This is a genomic window from Nitrospirillum pindoramense, from assembly GCF_007827955.1.
Lineage (GTDB): Bacteria > Pseudomonadota > Alphaproteobacteria > Azospirillales > Azospirillaceae > Nitrospirillum > Nitrospirillum amazonense_B.
In genome coordinates, this window is the sequence record NZ_VITR01000003.1 from 425154 (window position 1) to 445548 (window position 20395).

At 66.4% G+C, this 20395-nt stretch carries 19 protein-coding genes; 6 read left to right on the forward strand and 13 right to left on the reverse strand.

The features are described from left to right. Positions 1–12 precede the first annotated feature (12 nt). The 4 genes from ribD to rpiB form a co-directional block, all read right to left on the reverse strand. Complete coding sequence (gene ribD, locus FBZ90_RS06905) at positions 13–1131, reverse strand: bifunctional diaminohydroxyphosphoribosylaminopyrimidine deaminase/5-amino-6-(5-phosphoribosylamino)uracil reductase RibD (protein WP_246130192.1); 1119 nt, start codon at positions 1129–1131, stop codon at positions 13–15. 212 nt (positions 1132–1343) lie between these two features. Next, positions 1344–1805 (reverse strand): transcriptional regulator NrdR, encoded by a 462-nt coding sequence (gene nrdR, locus FBZ90_RS06910; protein WP_145730306.1) that lies wholly within the window; start codon positions 1803–1805, stop codon positions 1344–1346. A 60-nt stretch (positions 1806–1865) separates the two neighbouring features. Next, a complete protein-coding gene (gene glyA, locus FBZ90_RS06915) occupies positions 1866–3146 on the reverse strand; it encodes a serine hydroxymethyltransferase (RefSeq protein ID WP_145730308.1) in 1281 nt (426 codons plus the stop codon). Positions 3147–3221: 75 nt separating this feature from the next. Further along, positions 3222–3656 carry a ribose 5-phosphate isomerase B gene (gene rpiB, locus FBZ90_RS06920; protein WP_145730310.1) on the reverse strand — a complete coding sequence of 145 codons (435 nt, stop codon included), beginning with the start codon at positions 3654–3656 and terminating at the stop codon, positions 3222–3224. 552 nt (positions 3657–4208) lie between these two features. Here rpiB and FBZ90_RS06925 point away from each other — a divergent pair. Continuing rightward, positions 4209–4652, forward strand: a complete 444-nt coding sequence (locus tag FBZ90_RS06925; RefSeq protein WP_145730312.1) for a Ros/MucR family transcriptional regulator — start codon at positions 4209–4211, stop codon at positions 4650–4652. Positions 4653–4748: 96 nt separating this feature from the next. Here the strand turns inward: FBZ90_RS06925 and FBZ90_RS06930 are convergent, their stop codons facing one another. The 3 genes from FBZ90_RS06930 to FBZ90_RS06940 all read right to left on the reverse strand — a co-directional run bounded on the left by FBZ90_RS06930 (position 4749) and on the right by FBZ90_RS06940 (position 6844). Continuing rightward, positions 4749–4955 (reverse strand): DUF6898 family protein, encoded by a 207-nt coding sequence (locus FBZ90_RS06930; RefSeq protein WP_145730314.1) that lies wholly within the window; start codon positions 4953–4955, stop codon positions 4749–4751. A gap of 34 nt (positions 4956–4989) precedes the next feature. Beyond that, positions 4990–5463, reverse strand: a complete 474-nt coding sequence (locus tag FBZ90_RS06935; protein ID WP_145730316.1) for a MarR family winged helix-turn-helix transcriptional regulator — start codon at positions 5461–5463, stop codon at positions 4990–4992. A 277-nt stretch (positions 5464–5740) separates the two neighbouring features. Then, entirely contained in the window at positions 5741–6844 is a 1104-nt protein-coding gene (locus FBZ90_RS06940; RefSeq protein WP_145730318.1) for an enoyl-CoA hydratase/isomerase family protein, read from the reverse strand. Between the two features lie 310 nt (positions 6845–7154). On the opposite strand from FBZ90_RS06940, the gene hemB reads away from it, so the two are divergent. Further along, complete coding sequence (gene hemB / locus FBZ90_RS06945) at positions 7155–8177, forward strand: porphobilinogen synthase (protein WP_145730320.1); 1023 nt, start codon at positions 7155–7157, stop codon at positions 8175–8177. 60 nt (positions 8178–8237) lie between these two features. Here the strand turns inward: hemB and FBZ90_RS06950 are convergent, their stop codons facing one another. The 3 genes from FBZ90_RS06950 to FBZ90_RS06960 form a co-directional block, all read right to left on the reverse strand. Further along, positions 8238–8627, reverse strand: coding sequence for a VOC family protein (locus tag FBZ90_RS06950; protein WP_145730322.1), 390 nt, complete (start codon positions 8625–8627; stop codon positions 8238–8240). 38 nt (positions 8628–8665) lie between these two features. After that, the gene (locus FBZ90_RS06955; RefSeq protein ID WP_145730324.1) at positions 8666–9616 is read right to left on the reverse strand and encodes a YheT family hydrolase; all 951 of its coding nucleotides are present in this window, start codon (positions 9614–9616) and stop codon (positions 8666–8668) included. Between the two features lie 79 nt (positions 9617–9695). Then, positions 9696–10550, reverse strand: a complete 855-nt coding sequence (locus FBZ90_RS06960; RefSeq protein WP_246130193.1) for an alpha/beta fold hydrolase — start codon at positions 10548–10550, stop codon at positions 9696–9698. A 251-nt stretch (positions 10551–10801) separates the two neighbouring features. Here FBZ90_RS06960 and FBZ90_RS06965 point away from each other — a divergent pair, with 251 nt between their 5' ends. The 4 genes from FBZ90_RS06965 to FBZ90_RS06980 all read left to right on the forward strand — a co-directional run bounded on the left by FBZ90_RS06965 (position 10802) and on the right by FBZ90_RS06980 (position 16209). Beyond that, the gene (locus tag FBZ90_RS06965) at positions 10802–11944 is read left to right on the forward strand and encodes a flagellar motor protein MotB (protein ID WP_145730328.1); all 1143 of its coding nucleotides are present in this window, start codon (positions 10802–10804) and stop codon (positions 11942–11944) included. Positions 11945–12106: 162 nt separating this feature from the next. Continuing rightward, entirely contained in the window at positions 12107–12841 is a 735-nt protein-coding gene (locus FBZ90_RS06970) for an arginyltransferase (RefSeq protein WP_145730330.1), read from the forward strand. 222 nt (positions 12842–13063) lie between these two features. Then, positions 13064–13528 carry a hypothetical protein gene (locus FBZ90_RS06975; RefSeq protein ID WP_145730332.1) on the forward strand — a complete coding sequence of 155 codons (465 nt, stop codon included), beginning with the start codon at positions 13064–13066 and terminating at the stop codon, positions 13526–13528. 158 nt (positions 13529–13686) lie between these two features. Further along, entirely contained in the window at positions 13687–16209 is a 2523-nt protein-coding gene (locus tag FBZ90_RS06980) for a glycoside hydrolase family 9 protein (RefSeq protein ID WP_145730334.1), read from the forward strand. Positions 16210–16243: 34 nt separating this feature from the next. Here the strand turns inward: FBZ90_RS06980 and FBZ90_RS06985 are convergent, their stop codons facing one another. The 3 genes from FBZ90_RS06985 to recO form a co-directional block, all read right to left on the reverse strand. Then, a complete protein-coding gene (locus tag FBZ90_RS06985) occupies positions 16244–16978 on the reverse strand; it encodes a CPBP family intramembrane glutamic endopeptidase (RefSeq protein WP_186455645.1) in 735 nt (244 codons plus the stop codon). Positions 16979–17097: 119 nt separating this feature from the next. Further along, positions 17098–19347 carry a DNA topoisomerase IV subunit A gene (gene parC / locus FBZ90_RS06990; protein WP_145730338.1) on the reverse strand — a complete coding sequence of 750 codons (2250 nt, stop codon included), beginning with the start codon at positions 19345–19347 and terminating at the stop codon, positions 17098–17100. Between the two features lie 63 nt (positions 19348–19410). Beyond that, on the reverse strand, positions 19411–20196 hold the full coding sequence (recO, locus tag FBZ90_RS06995) for a DNA repair protein RecO (RefSeq protein WP_145730339.1): 786 nt from the start codon (positions 20194–20196) through the stop codon (positions 19411–19413). Between the last annotated feature and the right edge of the window lie 199 nt (positions 20197–20395).

Consider the following 20395-nt stretch of genomic DNA (forward strand, 5'->3'; position numbering starts at 1 on the left):
ACCGCAGGCCGGTCACTCGATGCGGCGATAGCTCTCCGCCTTGTCATCGCCGGCGGCGCGCACATCCACGCAGGCGAAGCGCGGCGCGCCATCCAACCGTTCCAGGCCGAAGCCCTGCGCCGCCGCAAGGCCGTCGCCGCCGATGACCTTGGCCGCGCGATACCATTCCAACCGGTCGACCAGATCCTCCTTGAACAGAGACGCCGCCAGCTGCGCGCCCCCCTCCACCAGCACCCGGGTCAGGCCGCGCCCGCCCAGCGCCGCCAGCACGGCGCGCAAGGGCATGACGCCGCCGGCATCCGGTTCGATCTCGATGACCTCGACGCCGCAGTCCTGATAGGCGCGGCGGCGGTGGGCATCGCCCCCGGCCAGGGTCGCCACCCAGACCGGCACGCGCCGGGCGTCGCGCACCAGCCGGCTGGTCAGCGGCAGGCGCAGGCGGCTGTCGACCACGATGCGGACGGGGGAGCGGTCCTCCAGCCCGGGCAAGCGGCAGGTCAGTTCCGGATCGTCGGCCAAGGCGGTGCCGATGCCCACCATGATGGCGTCATGGGTGGCGCGCAGGCCATGGCCCCAGGAGCGTGCGACAGGGCCGGTGATCCATTGACTTTCGTGCGCCTTGGTGGCGATGCGCCCGTCCAGCGTGGTGGCCAGCTTCAGCGTCACCATGGGGCGCCCCTCGGTCACGCGCCGCAGGAAACCCTCCGTCACCAGCCCAGCCTCCTCCTCCAGCAAGCCCAGGTCCACGGCGATTCCCGCGGCGCGCAGGCGCGCGATTCCCCGGCCGGAGACGCGGGGGTCGGGGTCGCCGATGGCGACGACCACCCGGGCTACACCAGCGGCCACCAGGGCGTCGGCGCAGGGCGGCGTCTTGCCGACATGGCTGCAGGGTTCCAGGGTGACATAAGCCGTGGCGCCCTCGGCGGCGCCGGCGGCCTGGGCCAAGGCCACCGTCTCGGCGTGCGGCCGGCCACCGGGTTGGGTCCAGCCCCGGCCGACGACACAGCCGTCGCGGACGATGACGCAGCCCACGGCGGGGTTGGGCCAGCAGCGCCCCAGTCCACGCGATGCCAGGGACAGGGCGGCGCGCATGTGCGCGACATCGTCGGCGGTGAAATGGGCATGGGTCATGCGGCCTCTCCTCAAGTGCTCAGGATGGGCCGTCAGGCGGGGCCCGTTCAAGCCCCGCCTGATGTCTGTTACATCCGCCCTCAGGCGCCGGGCGCCGCCATCCGGCGGCTTGGCTGATCCTCGATTTTCGGTCCGCTCACGCTACCCGAAAATCTGCGGCGGACGCCGTCGCGTCCTACGGCGACACAAGACGATGCTCGCACCGGCCGCCGTCAGGCCTCAGGATCGGTCTTAAGGTGGCCGACGAACTCATTGAAATCGGCCACTTCACGGAAGTCCTTATAGACCGAGGCATAGCGGATGTAGGCGATCTGGTCCAACTGGGCCAGCGTGTCCATCACCATGCTGCCGATCTGCTTCGACGGGATTTCCGTCTCGCCGGACGACTCAAGCTGACGAACGATGGAATTGACCACCCGGTCGATGCGGTCGGCGTCCACCGGACGCTTGCGCAAAGCAACCCGCATCGACCGCAAGACCTTCTCGCGGTCGAAGGGTTCGCGCTGCCCGGTCGCCTTCACCACGGTCAGCTCGCGCAGCTGCACACGCTCGAACGTCGTGAACCGCGCGCCGCAGGAGGGGCAGAAGCGGCGGCGGCGGATGGCGGAGTTATCCTCGGTAGGCCGGGAATCCTTCACCTGGGTATCGTCGTTACCACAAAACGGGCAGCGCATTACTCCTGTTCCCCCTCCTTATGAGGCCGTTCAACCGGCCTTGTTTCGGTCAATCGGGTGTCAGTAAATTGGGAAGCGCCGGCAAAGCGCCTGAACCTTTTCCCGCACCCGCGTCTCGGCGGCGGAGTTGTCGCCGTTGGACTGGGCCAGCGCGTCCAGCACCTCGATGATCATCTCGCCGACCTGGCGGAACTCCTCGGTGCCGAAGCCGCGCGTGGTCGCGGCCGGGGTGCCCAGGCGGACGCCGGAGGTCACCATCGGCTTTTCCGGGTCGAAGGGCACGCCGTTCTTGTTGCAGGTCATGCCGGCATGTTCCAGGCTGACCTCGGCGTCGCGGCCGGTCAGCTTCTTGGGACGCAGGTCGACCAGGACGATGTGGCTGTCGGTGCCGCCGGACACGATGTCCAGGCCGCCCTTGATCAGCACGTCGGCCAGCACCTGGGCGTTGGCCTTCACCTGGGCGGCGTATTCCTTGAACTCCGGCTTCAGCGCCTCACCGAAGGCCACGGCCTTGGCGGCGATGACGTGCATCAGCGGGCCGCCCTGCAGGCCCGGGAACACGGCCGAATTGATCTTCTTGCCCAGGTCCAGGTCGTTGGACAGGATCATGCCGCCACGCGGACCGCGCAGGGTCTTGTGCGTGGTGGTGGTGACGATGTGGGCATGCGGCAGCGGGCTGGGATAGACACCGGCGGCGACCAGACCCGCATAGTGGGCCATGTCCACCATCAGATAGGCGCCGATCTCGTCCGCGATGGCGCGGAAGCGGGCGAAGTCGATCTCACGCGGGTAGGCGGAGGCGCCGGCGATGATCAGCTTGGGCTTGTGCTCGCGGGCCTTGGCCTCTATCGCGTCGTAGTCGATGCGGTGGTCATCAGGACGCACGCCATAGCTGACGACGTTGAACCACTTGCCCGACTGGTTGGCGGCGGAGCCGTGGGTCAGATGGCCGCCATGGGTCAGGTCCATGCCCATGAAGGTGTCGCCCGGCTTCAGCAGGGCCAGGAACACCGCCTGATTGGCCTGGGCGCCGGAATGCGGCTGGACGTTGGCATAGGCGCAGCCGAACAGGGCCTTGGCGCGGTCGATGGCCAGTTGTTCGGCCACGTCGACATACTCGCAACCGCCGTAGTAACGCTTGGACGGATAGCCTTCGGCGTACTTGTTGGTCAGGACGGAGCCCTGGGCCTCCAGCACGGCGCGGGAGACGATGTTCTCCGACGCGATCAGCTCGATCTGGTCCTGCTGGCGATGCAGCTCCTCACCGAGGACGCGGGCGAGATCGGGATCGGCCGCCGCGAGCGTATCGCTGAAAAAGCCGGCGCTTTGAGTAAAAGCCATTGTGACAACCCTCTATGATGCGGGATCCGCGTCGTCTGGACCCGCGCCGGGGCGCCGGTCCCGGAAAAAGCGCCTTCAGCCCAGCATGGCAACGCGCCGGGCGTGACGTCCCCCTTCATACGGCGTGGACAGGAAAGCCAAGGTGCAATCGCGCGCCACTTCCGCCCCGACGATGCGGGCCCCCAGCACCAGGACATTGGCGTCGTTGTGCTGGCGGCACAGGCGGGCGGTGGTGATGTCGTGGCACAGCGCCGCCCGCACGTGGCGGTGCCTGTTGGCGGCGATGCTGATGCCGATGCCGGTGCCGCAGATCAGCACACCGGCCTCGGCCCGGCCATCGGCCAGGGCGGCGGCGACGGCATCGGCGAAATTGGGATAGTCGACGCTGGCGGGACCGTTGGTGCCCAGGTCCAGGACGGCCACGCCCTGCTCTTCCAGCAGCGTTTTCAGGGCGGCCTTCAACTCGGTGCCAGCGTGATCGGAAGCGATGGCGAACGTCTTGGCGGTCATGGGGCCCAACCCGTTTTTTGCGAACACGCGACCAGGGGCGCGCCCGCACGGCCCGCCCCTTCGGCGCCATCCCCCTGGACTCGATGGCCCGCGACAGGCGGCGCCACAAGAAGTGGGGGCTAAAAATCGTGTGGACACTACCAGATGCGCCCTGCCGGCACCAGTTCCGGGATCCGCTGGCGGCGCAGCCAGGATATGCCCGCCACGCCGACCTGCAACCGAGCCGCGACCACAGGTGAGCCTTGAATGACCGGCTGCCGAGCTTCGCTGTTGGCAACGTGCAGTAGAGCCACTTTGGCCCGCAATAGCCCGCCAATGCAGCAACTCAACCGTGAAGCCCACAATCCGTCTAAAATTGTCGACATGTGACGCGCATCACAATCAAGGGCACGGGTGCCAACTATCCCCTTCCAAGACAACACGACCCAACACTTGGCGAAGGCTAGAAAGACCAGCCCCACATCGACAGGATAACTCGAATTAACATTGACATGACATTATGACTGTGCGAGGGGTACACGCACTTCGTTCCAATGTGTCAAGGCAGTTGAAATGATTGAACAACAGGACGGCGATCTGCGCGCGTCTCAACTTCTCCGGATGACGTCGGAAATCGTTTCTGCCTATGTTGGCAAAAATGCCCTTCCGGCCCAGCAGATCCCCGAGATCATCAGCACGGTCTATAGCTCGCTCGCCGGCCTCGACACGCCGCAAGTCGAAGCCCAGCCCGAGCCGCAGCGTCCCGCCGTGCCCGTCCGCAAGTCGGTCACCCCGGAATACATCGTTTGCTTGGAAGATGGTAAGAAGCTGAAGATGCTGAAGCGGCATCTGCGCTCCACCTACAACATGACCCCCGACGAATACCGCGCCAAGTGGGGTCTGCCGGCCGACTATCCGATGGTGGCCCCGAACTATGCCGCCCAGCGGTCGGAGTTCGCGAAGAAGATCGGTCTGGGCAAGGCTCCGTCCGATCAGCCCCGCCGTCGCGCCTCCTAAGGTCCGGGTTCCGCGGCCCAGCCATCTTTGGCTGGGTCCGATGGATCAATATAAAAGCCGCCGTGCCCAAAGGGCCGGCGGCTTTTATATTGGGGATCAGGCGAGGATGCCGCGTGGTTTGCTGCGTCTTTTGGCCAGGACATACTTCAGCTTGGCGATGGCAACCCGCGCCAGCTGCGCGCGAGGCAAACTGGCAGGGCCTTGAATCGACACCTCGACGCCCGTCTGGGCGTCGATGGCCGTGGCCTTCACGATCTGGCCGATCCGGTGGTATTCGACATAGACCTCGCCGTCCCCGGCCATCACCCGCCATCCACCTGATGGTAAACGCCGCCCCTTAGGCAGCCGAACTGGCCGGATAGTTGGTGTAGTCGAGGGCGGAAGTCCAGAAGCGCTCAAGCTTGCGCATCAGGTCATTGGCCTTGGTCAATTCATCGGCGGAGAGCCCAGCCTCCCCCAAAGCGCCGACCTGGCGTTCGAACAGGGTGTTGATCTTGTCCCGCAAGGCGATGCCCTTGCCGGAAAGACGCACGCGCACGGAACGGCGATCATGGGCCGAACGCTCCTGCGTCAGATACCCATTCTCATGCATCTTCTTGACGTTATAAGAGACATTCGACCCGAGGTAGTAGCCACGGGCGGTCAGCTCACCCACCGTCAGCTCATCTTCGCCGATATTATACAGAATCAGGCTCTGGACATTGTTGATGTCCTGCACGCCCTGCCGGTCCAGCTCGACCTTGAGCACTTCCAGAAAGTGCCGATGCAGCCTTTCGATCAACAGGATGCTGTCGTAATAAGGTTGCTTCAAAGCCCTCTCCTTCACACGGAACCGGCGACATAAAGTGTTCGACGGCAAATAAATCAACGGGAATCATTGCGCACACGTAGATTCCATTGCACGCGCAAGACTTTAACGCATCACCAGCGGGCAATCGACCCGATAATGTAAGAAAATCTCAGAATCTGTCACCACGACCGGGGAAGACCTACCCCGAACGGATAGTTTACTCAACCATTTGTCGAGATATTTCTTATGTATGGATACATTGAGGTGTCGCCTCCCCCACCTATCGGTTAGGTGTACGTCATTCGGTAAAGGTAAGATCCCCGGACGCGGGCACCTGGAAGTGGCGTTCCACCTCAGACTCGGAAACATGGTTAAGAGTGGCCGGCCGCCATTTCGGTTGCCGATCCTTGTCCACCAGCTGGGCCCGGATGCCCTCGTAAAAATCATGGCCGGCCATCACGGCCTGCGTCATGCGGTATTCCATGACCAGCACGTCCTCGATCTCCATCGCCACACCCCGGCGCAATTGCGCCAGCGTCACCTTCAGGCTGGTGGGGGACATCTGCGACAAGGTCTTCACCGTCGCCGAGGCCCAGGCGGCATCGAATCCCTGCGTCTCATCGCAAAGGCAGGCCAGGATCTCCTCCACGGTGCCCGCGTTGAAGCTACGGTCGATGGACGGCGTGTGCGCCGCCAGCGGCGCCTCGCCGGGAAAGGCGGCATGGCGGGCGAGGATCGCGTCCACCGTGCCCCCGGGATGGTCGCCATAGCTGGCGGCGGCCAGTTCCTCCACCAGCGTCTCCACCTGGGCGGAGGGCACATGGTGTGTGGCGATGCCGGTATAGGCGGCGTCGGCGGCCCCCAGCCGGGCGCCCGTCAGCGCCAGATAGGTGCCCAGTTCGCCGGGCATCCGGGACAGGAAGTAGCCGCCGCCCACGTCGGGGAACAGGCCGATTCCCGTCTCCGGCATGGCCAGCAGGGTCTTCTCCGTCGTGACCCGGTGGCTGCCATGCACCGACAGCCCCACGCCACCGCCCATGGTGATGCCGTCCAGCACGGCGACGTAGGGCTTGGGATAGCGCTTGATGCGCCGGTTCAGCCGGTATTCCTCGCCGAAGAAGTCGCGGGCGACGGCGCCGTCCCCCTCGCCGCGCTGCAGGGCCTTGCCGCTGTCCCAGACAGCACGGACGTCGCCGCCGGCGCAAAAGGCGCGATCGCCCGCCCCCTGGATGACCACCGCCTTCACGGCCGGGTCCGTGGCCCAGGCGGCCAGCTGCGGATCGATGACGCGGATCATGTCCAGGGTCAGGGCGTTCAGCGCCTTGGGCCGGTTCAGCAGCACATGGCCGATGGCGCCCCGCACCGTGCAGATGACATGAGGCTGGTCCACGGTCTCGTTCATTCCCTCATCCCCTGACAGTCTTATAAGGCGGGCGTTCATGTGCCCGCATGGGATCACCCCTGCGGGCGTCGGCTGATTGGCGGCGATCATAGGGAGGTGCGCCGGCCAACGCCAGTCCGACGGGCGCATCTTTCCTGGCAGGGCAGTCCCTACCGGCAGGGCAGCCCTTCCTAGCAGGTCAGCGTTGACCGGGGCGGGCGCGCGGCACCGTTCCCGGCCTTGAGAGCTGGGAGGCCGGGGCGTAGCATTCCCGGCACCGGATCCATATTCCACGTCATTCCCAAACGTCCCAAGGACTTGGAGCCCTTCCATGGTTGATCATGCCTCCCTGCCCCGCCGTTTCGGCGGCGATCCTCGCCAGCGGCCACGCCGCAACCGCGTCGACGCCTGGACGCGCCGGCTGGTGGCGGAAACCCGGTTGTCGGTCGACGACCTGATTTGGCCGGTCTTCGTGGTCGAGGGTGAGAATTGCCGTGAGCCCGTGGCTTCCATGCCCGGGGTGGAGCGGCTCAGCATCGACCTGCTGCTGCCGGCAGTGGCCGAGGCGCGCGACCTGGGTGTCCCCTGCGTGGCGCTGTTCCCCTGTCTGCCGGCGGATCAGAAAGATCCCATGGGCAGCGAGGCGACCAACCCCGACAACCTGATGTGCCGCGCCCTGCGCGCCATCAAGCGCGAAGTGCCGGATATCGGCACCCTGGGCGACGTGGCGTTGGACCCCTACACCAGCCATGGCCATGACGGCATCGTCACCGACGGCCGCATCCTGAACGATGAGACCGTGGCCGTGCTGGTGCAGCAGTCGCTGGTGCAGGCGGCGGCGGGCTGCGACATCATCGCCCCGTCCGACATGATGGACGGCCGCGTCGGCGCCATCCGCGACGCCCTGGACGAGAGCGGGCACGAGTTGACCCGCATCTGCGCCTATGCGGCCAAGTACGCCTCCGCCTTCTATGGCCCCTTCCGCGACGCGGTGAAGACCGGCGGCCTGCTGAAGGGCGACAAGCGCACCTATCAGATGGACTCGGCCAACACCAACGAGGCCCTGCGCGAGGTGCAGTTGGACCTGGAGGAAGGCGCCGACATGGTGATGGTGAAGCCCGGCCTGCCCTACCTGGATATCGTGCACCGGGTGAAGGCGGAATTCGGCGTGCCCACCTTCGCCTATCAGGTCAGTGGTGAGTTCGCCATGATGAAGGCGGCCGCCCAGAACGGCTGGATGGATTACGAGAAGTCGCTGCTGGAAACGCTGCTGGCCTTCCGGCGTGCGGGCGCCGACGCCATCCTGACCTATGGCGCCGTCGACGCCGCCCGCCTGCTGCGGGCCGGGCACTGACAAGAGAAGGGCGCGGTCGGAACATCGCCGCTCCGCGCCCGTCCCTTATTACGCCAGCCCTCAGGCGGGATCGTGGCAGACAGCCTCGATGTTATGGCCGTCCGGGTCCAGGATGAAGGCCCCATAATAATTGGGATGATAGTGGGGACGCAGGCCCGGAGCGCCGTTGTCCCGACCGCCCGCGGCCAGGGCCGCGGCGTGGAAGGCGTCGACCGTCTTGCGGTCTTCCGCGGCGAAGCAGATGTGCAGGGCGCCGCCCTGCAACCGGCGCCCGGTGCCAATCCAGAAGTAGGGCTTGCCCTCGCTGCCATAGCCGGCGTGAGCGCCGGCGCCGGTCATCTCCTCGGTGATGTTCATCAGTCGGCTGATGCCCAAGGGGGCCAGGGCGTGATCGTAAAAGGCGGTGGAGGTCGCGAAATCGGCGACGGAAATGCCAATGTGGTCCAGCACGGGAATGACCCTCCCCAATGTTTATTATGGCGCCCCTATCATGCCAGCGTTTCCAGAAAACGCACCAGGCATCGATCGAGCCATCCACCACCTAAAATAGCGCCCCCATTCTCCTGCGCCGCATGGAATCCGACGTGCCCCCCTTTGGTCACGATCAGGGGCAGCAGTGCCGGATGCGCCGCCCAGTCGAAGTCCAGATAGGGCTCCGGCGCGATCCACGGATCGTCCAGCGCATGGATCACCAGGGTGGGGCGGGTGATGGCGGACATGAAGCGCCGGGCGCTGTTGACGCGGTAATACTCCTCCGCGTCCCGCCAGCCGTTGGCCGGCGCCACGTAATCGTTGTCGAACGCATAGATGGTGCGGGCGCGGCGCACGGCCGCCTGGCGGCCAGCCTCCGCACTTCCGGGCTCGGCCGGCGTGGCCAGCGTCTCCGCCTTCATCTGACGCAACAGCCACAGGTGGTAGGGGCGGTTGCGCGGCCTCAGGAACCGACGGGAGGTGGCGGACAGGTCGATGGGGGCGGACACCGCCACGGCGGCGCGCACCACGGGCGGCAGCGCCTCCCCTTCCCCCATCAGCTTCAGCACCATGTTCCCGGCCAGGGAATAGCCCACCACCACGACACCGGCCGCCGCCACGTCCGGCAGGTCCCGCGCCAGATGGGCCAGGACGGCGCGAACGTCGGCGGTGCGGCCGGCGTGATAGCGCTGGCGGGTGCGACCAACGAAGGGACCCGCGCCGCGCAGGTTCAGGCGCAGAACGGCGTGGCCATGGGACAGCGCCGCGCCGGCGGCGGCGCGGATATAGGGGCTGTCCTCCGACCCCGCCAATCCATGGATCAGCAGTACCAGAGGGCGATCCGTCGCCGGGTCGGGCGGGCGGTGCAGCGTTCCGGCCAGGCTGTCGCCACTGCCATCATCCATGGGAAAGGCCAACGCCTGCCCCGCCGGCAAGGGATGCCAGGGGCGGCGCAGGGTGTTGCGCAACGTCTGGAGATCCGGCCCCCACCAGGGCGGGCGGGGCCGGAATGGCGGGTAGCCGGGGAGTAACGGCGGGAGAGGCACCTTAGCGCAGGAAATCGCGCACGGCCGCCCGTTGCGCCGGGTCCATCAGCGCCGGGGCATGGCCGGCGTCCGCCACCTCGTACAGCGTGGCCTTGGGCCCGCGCTCGGTCATCGCCTGGGCGATCTCCGCCGTCAGCAGGTCGGATTGCAGGCCGCGAATCGCCAGAACGGGGCAGCGGATCATGCCCCACACCGGCCACAGGTCGACATCGGTGATGGGCTGCGTCTGGAAAGCGCGGGCGATGCCGGTGTCGTAGGCCAAGCCCAGGGTACCGTCAGCCCGCATCCAATAGCCATGGTCGGCCAGATGCCGCCACTGGGCGTCCGTCAAATCGCCGAAGGGGGCATAGACCAGGCTGAGATAGCGCTGCACCTCCTCCACCGAGTGGAAGGTCGGGCTGGTGCCGACATAGGTGGCAATGCGCTCCAGCGCCGCCTTGGGCACCAGGGGCCCGACATCGTTCACCACCAGGCGGGTGATGGGGCTGTCGCCCTGCGCCGCCAGGATCATGCCGATCAGGCCGCCCATTGAGGTGCCGACCCAGTCCAGCGACTCCACGTCCAGGCGGGCGATCAGCGCGGCCATGTCGGCGAGGTACTGGGGGTAACCATAGAGATCCGGGTTGGCCAGCGTGCCGCTCTTGCCCCGGCCGACGACATCCGGGCAAATCACCCGAGCCCCCAGGCTGTCGGCCAGGTCCGCCGCCAGCACGTCGAAGTCACGGCCATTGCGGGTCAGGCCATGGCAGCAGACGATGGTGCGGGTGGCACCCGGCTGCCCGTCCGGCAGCCATTGCGTGTAGGCCAGGCGGTGGAAGCCCAGGGCGGAGAGACCCCGAAGGGTATGTTCGGTCATGGTCGCCATGGTTAAAGCGATACCATGGGGCCTAGTGCCAGGAAAGCCCACCCTTGGGGAAAGCCTACCCTTGGCCCGCCCCGGCGTCGTGACCATATGGCGGCCGCGACCATTTGTTCCGCATGCGGCGCCCGTCCTGGCGGGCCGGCGGTGCCGGTCATTGTCGGGAGCGGCCATTTAGGATCTGTCGCGCCGGCCCCGGCCCCGGTTAGACTGCGGGTCCATGTGTTTGGGCATAAGGGGATAGCGGCTTGGCCAGCGCGGGGGGCGACGAGAAGGCGCCCATCATCATCAAGAAGGTGAACAAGGGCGGCGACGGGCACCACGGCGGCGCCTGGAAGGTGGCCTATGCCGACTTCGTCACCGCCATGATGGCCTTCTTCCTGCTGCTGTGGCTGCTGAGCGTGACCACGGCGGAGCAGAAGCTGGGCTTGGCCGACTATTTCAGCCCCGCGACCCCCTCCAAGCAGGAGAGCGGCGCCGGAGGCGTGCTGGGCGGCAAGACCATCACGGTCAACGGCGCCGCCATGAACAACAGTTCCCCCACCTCCGTGGCGGTACCCTTGCCCTCCCGCCCCCAGGCGGCCAACGCCTTCCAGTCGGTCGAGGATGCGACGGACGAGGCCCAGGGCAAGCCCGACGGCAAGGACGACAAGACCAGCGGCACCACCGACAACAATGGCGGGCGCAGCGACGGCAGCAAGTCGGGCGACGGCCGGCTGGACATGGACCAGAACGGCGACGGCAAGGTCGATGAACAGGAGCTTAAGCAGGCCCTGGCGCAGCACGAGGACCAGCAGTTCAAGGAAATCGAGAAGGAGGTCCGCCAGGCCATCCAGCAGGTGCCGGAGCTGAAGGATCTGCAGCAGAACGTCATCATGCAGCGCACGCCGGAGGGGGAGCGGCTGAACCTGGTGGACCAGGACGGTTATTCCATGTTCCCGTCGGGCAGCGCCAAGATGAACGCCCAAACGGCGCAGCTGCTGTCCCTGGTGGCCCAGGCCGTGGCCAAGCTGCCCAACAAAGTGTCCATCACCGGACACACCGACAACACCCCGTTCGCCAACGGTTCCGGCTCCTATGGCAACTGGGAACTGTCATCCGACCGCGCCAACGCCACCCGCCGCGCGCTCGCCGCCGCTGGCGTTTCGGAGGATCGCATCGCCTCCGTGGTGGGGCTGTCCGACCGTGACCCGCTGTTCCCGGATGATCCCAAGTCGCCCCGCAACCGGCGCATCAGCATCACCGTGCTGCGCGAGCATCCGCTGAGCGATATCGCCACCAAGCCGGGCGCCGCGAAGACGCCGGACGGCATGCCGACCACCCCCGCCGGCACCCCGGTACAGCCCCCGCCCCCCTCGATAAGCAGCCGTCCCGGCGGCGGCGGGCGGTGAGGTGAACCAGCGAAAGAGCGTTTACCCCGAAAGGGAATGCCTCTGGCATGGCCCTACATCTCCCGGTAAAGTTTATCGGTAGGCGTCATCAGGTATTGTTGTCCAGTTGGCCTGCAGCTGTTCCCGTTTTCCCGTGGCACCAGTCGTCCAAGAAAGGCGCGGATGTCGGTCATCCCACCCCATTCCCGGCCGTTGCAGCAGTTCTACCGCTCCGGTCCCATGCCCTGCCCCTACCTCCCGGGGCGTATGGAGCGCAAGCTGTTCACCCGCCTGGTGGGACAGCAGGCCAGCGGCGTGAACTCCGCCCTGTCACGCGCCGGCTTCCGCCGCAGCCACGACATCGTCTACCGCCCCGTCTGTGCCGGGTGCGCCGCCTGCGTCCCGGTGCGTATTCCCGTGGCGGGCTTCAGCCCTAACCGGACCATGCGCCGCATCCTGCGCGCCAACGCCGACCTGGTGCCGGGGGTCCAGCCCGCCAGCGCCACGGCGGAACAGTTCCAGGTCTTCGCCAGCTATCAGGCGGCCCGCCACAGCGATAGCGACATGAGCCGCATGGGCATGACCGATTACGCCGCCATGATCGAGGAGGGCCAGGTGGACAGCCGCCTGTACACCCTGCGCGATGCCGGCGGGGCTCTGATGGGCGCCATCCTGACGGACCGGCTGGATGACGGCTTTTCCGCCGTCTACAGCTTCTACAATCCCGACCTGCCGGATCGCAGCCTGGGCACCCGGCTGATCCTGTCACTGGTGGAGCAAGCGCGGCAGGAGGGATTGCCCCACGTCTATCTCGGCTATTGGATCGAGGGCAGCCGCAAGATGGACTATAAGCGCCGCTTCCAGCCGCTGGAGGCTTTGGGCCGTGACGGTTGGGTCCCCTTGGGGCCGGCTACCTGAGTAGTTTCTGCCGTCCGCCCCAGCCTCCCCCCATCGAAACCCCGTTGCAAAACGCAAATGCGGCCTTTCATTTGGCAAGGACGCCCACCGCCGGCGGCGAGTCGCGCGCGCGAAACGGCGTTAAATTAACGGCATATTTATTGCTGAGTTGCGAAGTGCTTCGAAACGTCCGTCATGGCGGCGGACGTACTGGCTTCACTTGGAAAGGGATGCATTCGTTCCATGCGTGCGGTCAGCGGTTTCATCCGCCCTGCGTTCCTGGCTGTGGTTCTGGCGTTGCTGGCGATGAAGCCGGCGATGGCGCTGAACATCGCCGTGAAGGGGGTTGTGGAATCCAACTGCTTCGTTTCCGTGTCGGTGGGTGACGCCACCCTGTCCGCCGATGGCGGTGGCAACGTCATGCTGGGCGACCTGGGAGAGCACTGCAACGAGTCCTCCGGCTATACGGTGGTGCTGTCGTCCAACAACGGCGGCGCCCTGGTCGATGCCAACGGCAACAAGATCCCGTACACGATTTCCTATGACCAAGTGGATAGCCGCCCCTTGAGCGAGCCGCAGGTCATCAACCGCCTGGACCCGCAGACGGAGATGCGGACCGGCAGCATCCTGCTGACGTTGCCCCGGCAGGTCGTCCACCGCGGTGGATTTTACAGCGATACCCTGACCATCACGGTGCGCGCCCGCTGACCCGCCAGCGCCAACCTCCCCCGCTCGTCCCCTGTTCCCCGTCCTCTTCCGGTTAACAGACGTGTCAGACAGGCTTGTGTCCAGCCCCGCTTTGCCCCACAGTATGGCAAAATGATACCGTTAACATAAAAATGTTAGCGCTAACGGGAGGGACAACCATGCGGGCCATCTGGTTTGCCGCCGCCTTGGCTATTCAGCCTTGGCTCACCCAATCCTGCCTTGCCGCGGCCCCGCCGACCGCGTCACCTGGGCTGACCGTCAGCCCCGATGAGACGTTGGAGATGCAGGGCCTCAGCGTCATCGTTGACCAGATGCATTTCCATCCGGTGTTCCGCGATGAGAAGAACGCCGGCATCCAGATCATCCTGCATGGGGAGCGCATCGCCACCGATGGCGCGGTGCGCCTGAACCCCACGCCGGAACAGTGGGACCCCGTTCCCGCCTTCGTGAAGCGCGAGCGCGGCCCCGGGCCCGACCAGTTGACGGTGTACAGCAGCTTCCCAGAGCAGGGCTTCAGCTATCGCCTGGTCATCACGCCGGAGGGCACGGGCTTCCGCGTCGCGGTGAACCTGGACCAGCCGCTGCCGGCCGCGTACGTCGGCAAGGCGGCCTTCAGCCTGGATTTCCTTCCCACCAGCTATTTCGGCAAGACCTACGCGCTGGCAAGCGGCAACGGGGGTGACGCGACGGGCCTGTTCCCGCGCAACCCCAGCGGTCCCATGGCCAAGGATGGCTCGGGCGATCCGCTGCCCCTGGCGTCGGGCGGCTCCTCCCTCGTGCTGTCGCCGGAGGATCCGGTGACGCGCGTGGCCATCACCTCCGACACCGCACCACTGTCGCTTTATGACGCCCGCAACCGCGCGCAGAACGGCTGGTTCGTGGTGCGGGCCCTGATCCCGGCGGGCAAGACCACGGACGCCATCGTCTGGCACGTCCATCCCAACGTCATCAAGAACTGGGTGCGCGATCCCGTCGTCGCCTTCAACCAGGCCGGTTACACGCCGGACCGCGCCAAGGTCGCGACCGTGGAACTGGACCCGCATATGAAGGCGCCCAAGGACATCCAGCTGGTACGCCTGGGCGCCGATGGCAGCCGGACCGTGGCGCTGAAGGGGACCCTCAAGCCCTGGGGCCGGTGGCTGCGCTATGACTACGCCACCTTCGATTTCTCGGGCGTGCGGACGCCCGGAATCTACGCCATCTCCTACGCCGGGCACCTGTTCAACCCGTTCCGCATCGCGCCCGACGCCTATGACCGCATCTGGCAGCCCTCGCTTGACACCTATCTGGCGGAGCAGATGGACCATATGGCGGTGAAGGAGCAGTACCGTACCTGGCAGGGCCTGTCGCACATGGACGATGCCCGCCAGGCGGCGCCCAACATCACCCATTTCGACGGCTACAAGATGGGGCCGCACCTCGACTCGCCCTTCAAGCCGGGCGAGCATATCCCCGGCCTGAACGTGGGCGGCTGGCAGGACGCCGGCGACTACGACATCCAGACGTCCGACAACGCCTGGGTGGTGCGTGACCTGGTATGGGGGCGTGAGCTGTTCGGCCTGGAGTGGGATGAGGACACGATCGACGAGGCCGCGCACCAGGTGGAGATCCGCAAGCCTGACGGCGTGCCCGACGTGCTGCAACAGATCCGCCACGGCACCCTGCAATTGCTGGCCCAGTACAAGGTGTTCGGCCATGCCATCGTCGGCATCATCGACCCCACCTTGAAACAGTACACGCACCTGGGCGACGCCGGTTCCCAGACCGACCGGCTGATCTATGACCCCAAGCTGGGCCCCAACGAGAGCAACGGCGTCTATTCAGGCGTACCCGACGACCGCTGGGCCTTCACCTCCGACGTGCCGGCGGACGATTACCACCTGGCCGGCGCCCTGGCCGGCGCGGCGCGCGTGCTGGGCGGTATCGACCCCGATCTGGCCGCCCAGGCCCTGGCCGCGGCCAAGGTGCTGTGGGCCAACCAGCAGGACCCGGCCGACCGCATGGACCGGCCGGAACGGGGCGATTGGAACACCGCCGACATCCTCGACATGGCCGCCTTTTCCGCGACGGTGGACCTGGTGATCACGACCAAGGGCGCCGATCCGCTGTACACCACCAAGCTCAAATCCCTGCTGCCTGCCATCAAGCGCCACTTCGCCTGGCTGGGTGGTGCCGCCACGCTGGCCCTGCCCTACATGGACGCCGACTATCGCGCCCAGTTGACCCAGGCGGTGATCGAGGCCAAGGCCACCATAGATGCGGAGGCCGCCAAGACACCCTTCGGTGTGCCCGTGGCCATGGGCACCTGGGCCGGCAGCAGCCAGGTGGCCGGGTTCGGCACCACCATGTACCTGCTGCACAAGGCCTTCCCCGGCATCATCGGCACCCAATACACCCTGGACGCCCTGGACTATGTCCTGGGCCGCCATCCGGCGACAAACCTGTCCCTGGTGTCGACGGTGGGCACCGAGTCCAAAATGATCGCCTACACCCACAACCGGGCGGATTATTCCACCGTGCCCGGCGCCATGGTGCCCGGCGTCCTGGTCATCAAGCCGGATTTTCCGGAGCAGAAGGTGGCGTGGCCCTTCCTGTGGTTCGAGAACGAATCCACGGTGGCCACCACCACCGCCTATATCCTGGCGGCCAACGCCGGGATCATGGTGACCAGGGGGCAGTGACAGCCCGGCCCCCGGGGGATTTCCTCGGGGGCCATCACCGCGTCAACCAAGCCGCGATCATGGGGCGCAGCAACAGCGCATAAAGATCGATAGCTATGTGCAGCAATATGGGGACCAGCAACCCGCCGCTGGCGAGATAAAGAATGGATAGCAAGGCGCCGGTCACCATGGTGCCCAATACACCTATCCAGCCCTGGTAGAGGTGCATCACCCCGAACACCACGCCCGCCAGAATGAAGCCGATTTTGGCATCGCCCGTGACGAGGGTGATCAGCAAGGGCAAAAACAGGCGGAAGGCCAGTTCCTCCGTCAGGCCGGCATTGAGCGATAGCAGTCCGGCCCACCACCGCTCCGCGCCATTACGGGGCAGCAGGGCTTGGATATCCCCTGCTACGCCAGGGGCCACGGGAACCGTCGCGGAACCCCGGCCTTGCTGCAGGGCATGGATCACGGTTGGAATAAGGGTGCCGGCCAGCATGGCGGCCCCAAGCCCCATCAGGAACTCGGTATGGGCCAAGACCTCGCGTACCGGCTCGAAAAACTCATCATCCGCAAGTCCGGCGACTTCCGGCGGCAAGGTCCATAGCTGGGCCAACCGTCCCAGCGAGGCCATCGACACCACGGTTCCACCCCCGAACAGCAGGGCGCTCAGCACCACCCACTTGCGATAAAAGGCCTGCCGCGCACGGGTGTCCTCAAGCGCCTTGAAGGCCGCGTAGTCCGCTTGGTCACGGTAAACCCAATACGCCAGCGCCCCCAGGAACAGCACCAGAAAAACCAATGGCATCATAACTCCCCCGTCTCCCCAAAAGATGCCGGGCAGTAAAAAAGCCGGGATGATGATCCATCCCGGCTTCTTTACGACGATACCTAAATTCCCCGCGCCGCTCAGAAGCGGTTGTTGCGGGGGAAGCCGTTGGGCGGCAGCTTGCCTTGGGTGCCGCGCGCGCCGCGCCAGGGTGACAGGTCGGTCTCCACCCGGGTGCGGTCGCCGGCCCCGCCCATCTTCCACGACAGGCCCTTGGCGCCGTCGAACACGCAGATGTCGGACAGGCTGGCGTCCTTGTACTTCTGCAGGGCCACGCCCTTGCCGCGCACCATGACGGGCAATTCCTCCAGGGCGAAGACCAGCAGTTTGCGGTTGTTGCCGATGACGGCGATGGTGTCGCCCTCCACCGGAACGCAGGCCAGCGCCGTGGCGCCATCGCCCACGTTCAGCACCTGCTTGCCGGCGCGGGTCTGCGCCACCACCTCGTCCGCGTCCACCTGGAAGCCGCGGCCGTCGCTGGACGCCACCAGCAGACGCTTGCCCGCACGGTAGGGCAGCACGGTGATGATGTCGGCGTCGCCCAGATCCACCATCAGGCGCACAGGCTCGCCAAAGCCGCGACCGCGCGGCAGGCGGTCCACGCCGATGGTGTGGAATTTGCCGGTGCTGGAGAACACCAGCAGCTTGTCCGTCGTCTCGGCATGCAGGACGAAGCGCTCGGCATCGCCCTCCTTGTACTTGGCCTCCGCCGTCTCGGCCGGCGGCAGGTGGCCCTTCACGGCGCGGATCCAGCCCTTCTCCGACAGGAAGACGGTGACCGACTCCCGCTCGATCATGGCCTCCACCGGCACCACCACGTCGGTGGGGGCGTCGCCCACGGCGGTGCGGCGGGCGCCCAGCTCGGTCGCCTGGCCGAAGCGCTTCTTGGTGGCGGCTACCTCGGCGGCGATGGCCGACCAGCGCTTGCCGTCGTCGTCCAGCAGGGACAGCAGTTCCGTCCGCTCGGCCGTCAGGCTGTCATGCTCCTTGCGGATCTCTATCTCTTCCAGCTTGCGCAAGCTGCGCAGGCGCATGTTCAGGATGGCTTCCGCCTGCACGTCGGTCAGGCCAAAGGCGCGCATCAGCTCGGCCTTGGGCTCATCCTCCTCGCGGATGATGCGGATGACCTCGTCCAGGTTCAGGTAGGCGATGAGGTAACCGCCCAGCACCTCCAGCCTGTGGTCAATCTTGGCCAGGCGGTGGCGGGACCGGCGCACCAGAACCACGTTGCGGTGGTCCAGATAGGCGCGCAGCACCTCGTGCAGGGTCATGACGCGCGGCACCTGATCGGCGTCCAGCACGTTCATGTTCAGCGGAATCTTCACTTCCAGATCGGTGTTGCGGAACAGCTGTTCCATCAGCACCGCCGGGTCGACGTTGCGGCTCTTGGGCACCAGCACCAGCCGCACATCCTCCGCCGACTCGTCGCGCACATCCTCCAGCAGGGGCAGCTTACGCTCCATGAGGAGTTCGGCGATCTTCTCCACCAGGCGCGACTTCTGCACCTGGTAGGGGATCTGGGTGACGATGATCTGCCAGGTGCCCTGGGCCAGCTTCTCGCTTTCCCACTTGGCGCGCAGGCGGAAGCCGCCGCGGCCGGTGCGGTAGGCCTCGCGCACGGCATCGCGGCTTTCCACCAGCACGCCGCCGGTGGGGAAGTCGGGGCCCGGCATCAGGGTGACCAGCTCATCCACCGTCACCGGCCGGCGGCGGTCTTCCGGCACCAGCAGTTCCCGGTCGATGATCAGGCTGAGCGCGTCGCAGATCTCACCGGCGTTGTGCGGCGGGATGCTGGTGGCCATGCCCACGGCGATGCCGGCCGAGCCGTTGGCCAGCAGGTTGGGGAAGGCCGACGGCAGCACCATCGGCTCCTCGCCGTCGCCGTCGTAGGTGGCGCGGAAATCGACCGCGTCCTCATCGATGCCGTCCAACAGGGCCTTGGCCACCTCGGTCAGGCGGGCCTCGGTGTATCGCATGGCGGCGGCGTTATCGCCGTCGATGTTGCCGAAATTGCCCTGGCCCTGGACCAGGGGATAACGGGCGGCGAAGTCCTGGGCCAGACGTACGAGCGCGTCATAGACCGAAGCGTCGCCATGGGGGTGGAACTTGCCGATGACGTCGCCCACCACGCGGGCCGATTTCTTGGGCGGAGTGGTGGGCTCCAGCTTAAGCTGGCTCATGGCGAACAGCAGGCGGCGGTGCACCGGCTTCAGCCCGTCGCGCACATCGGGCAGCGACCGCGACACGATGGTCGACAGGGCATAGGACAGGTAACGCTCGCCCAGCGCATCGGCCAGGGGCTTGTCGAGGATCTCGGTGGCATCGGTCATGATGGGCGGACACTACCAGATATGGTGGACCGATTGCCAGCCGTGGTGCAGCCGGTGGGAAACTTAGGGTTCCCTTGATTCCGCCCCCTCAACACGGGGTGCGGGAAGACCGTTCGCTCGCAAGTAACGCTCCACCAGGCGCTGGCGGGCCGGGGGCACCTCGGCATGCCGTTGGGCGAAGACATGCCGTTCCAGGAAATGGCCGGTCAGGCGCAGGCCGGCCGCCACGTCCTCTTCGCCGCCGCCCTGGAAGCCAAGCCCGATGAGGAAGCCCGGCAAGGGCAGCAGCTTGTCGCGATAGGGTTCCCCCGCCGACAGGGAAACCGCGCGGCCGGTGCGGGGGCTGACATAGGCCAACTGGTCGTTCGGGGTGCCCACGGGCTGGCCGGTGCTGGCGCACTGCGTCAGATCCAGGCCGAAGCCCACCTCCTCCAGCAGGCCGACCTCCCACCGCACGTAGATGGCGGGCCAAATGTCGAGGTCCAGCGCCTGGAACAGCGCCAGCGTGGCATCGTACAGGCCCGGATGGGCCTCCCGTTCCGCCAGGACGGCATCCATCAGGGCGGCGGCGGCGACAATGGCCGCCAGGCGCAGGGGGTCGTCCAGGTACAGCCCGGCGGGGGAGCGCACGGGCTCTACCGTCCAGGTGCCCAGTTGGTCAGCCGTGCGGGCGCGCCAGCGGACGGCGACCTGGGCGCCCGGTTCCAGCACACCGCGGTACCGCTGGGACTGGCCGCCATGCAGGACGCCAGCGTGCCGTCCATGCTCACGCGTCAACGCCACCACCAGCGCGGCGGTGTCGCCGAACGGGCGGGATGAAAGCACGATGGCGTCGTCAGTCCATTCCATGCAGGCGTTTTAGCAGATCGCGCCCCTCCGGGCATATGCCAATGCTCCCATGGCCCGCATCAGACCACAGGTGTCGCCGCAGCGCTTTTTAGTATACCCTCTATTGATAACCCTTGAACCGAGCGCCCGCGTGCACAGCCCATCTATTGGAAATCGTTGGACCATGAAGGTGGGTTCACTACGCGGTTGGGTCGTGGTG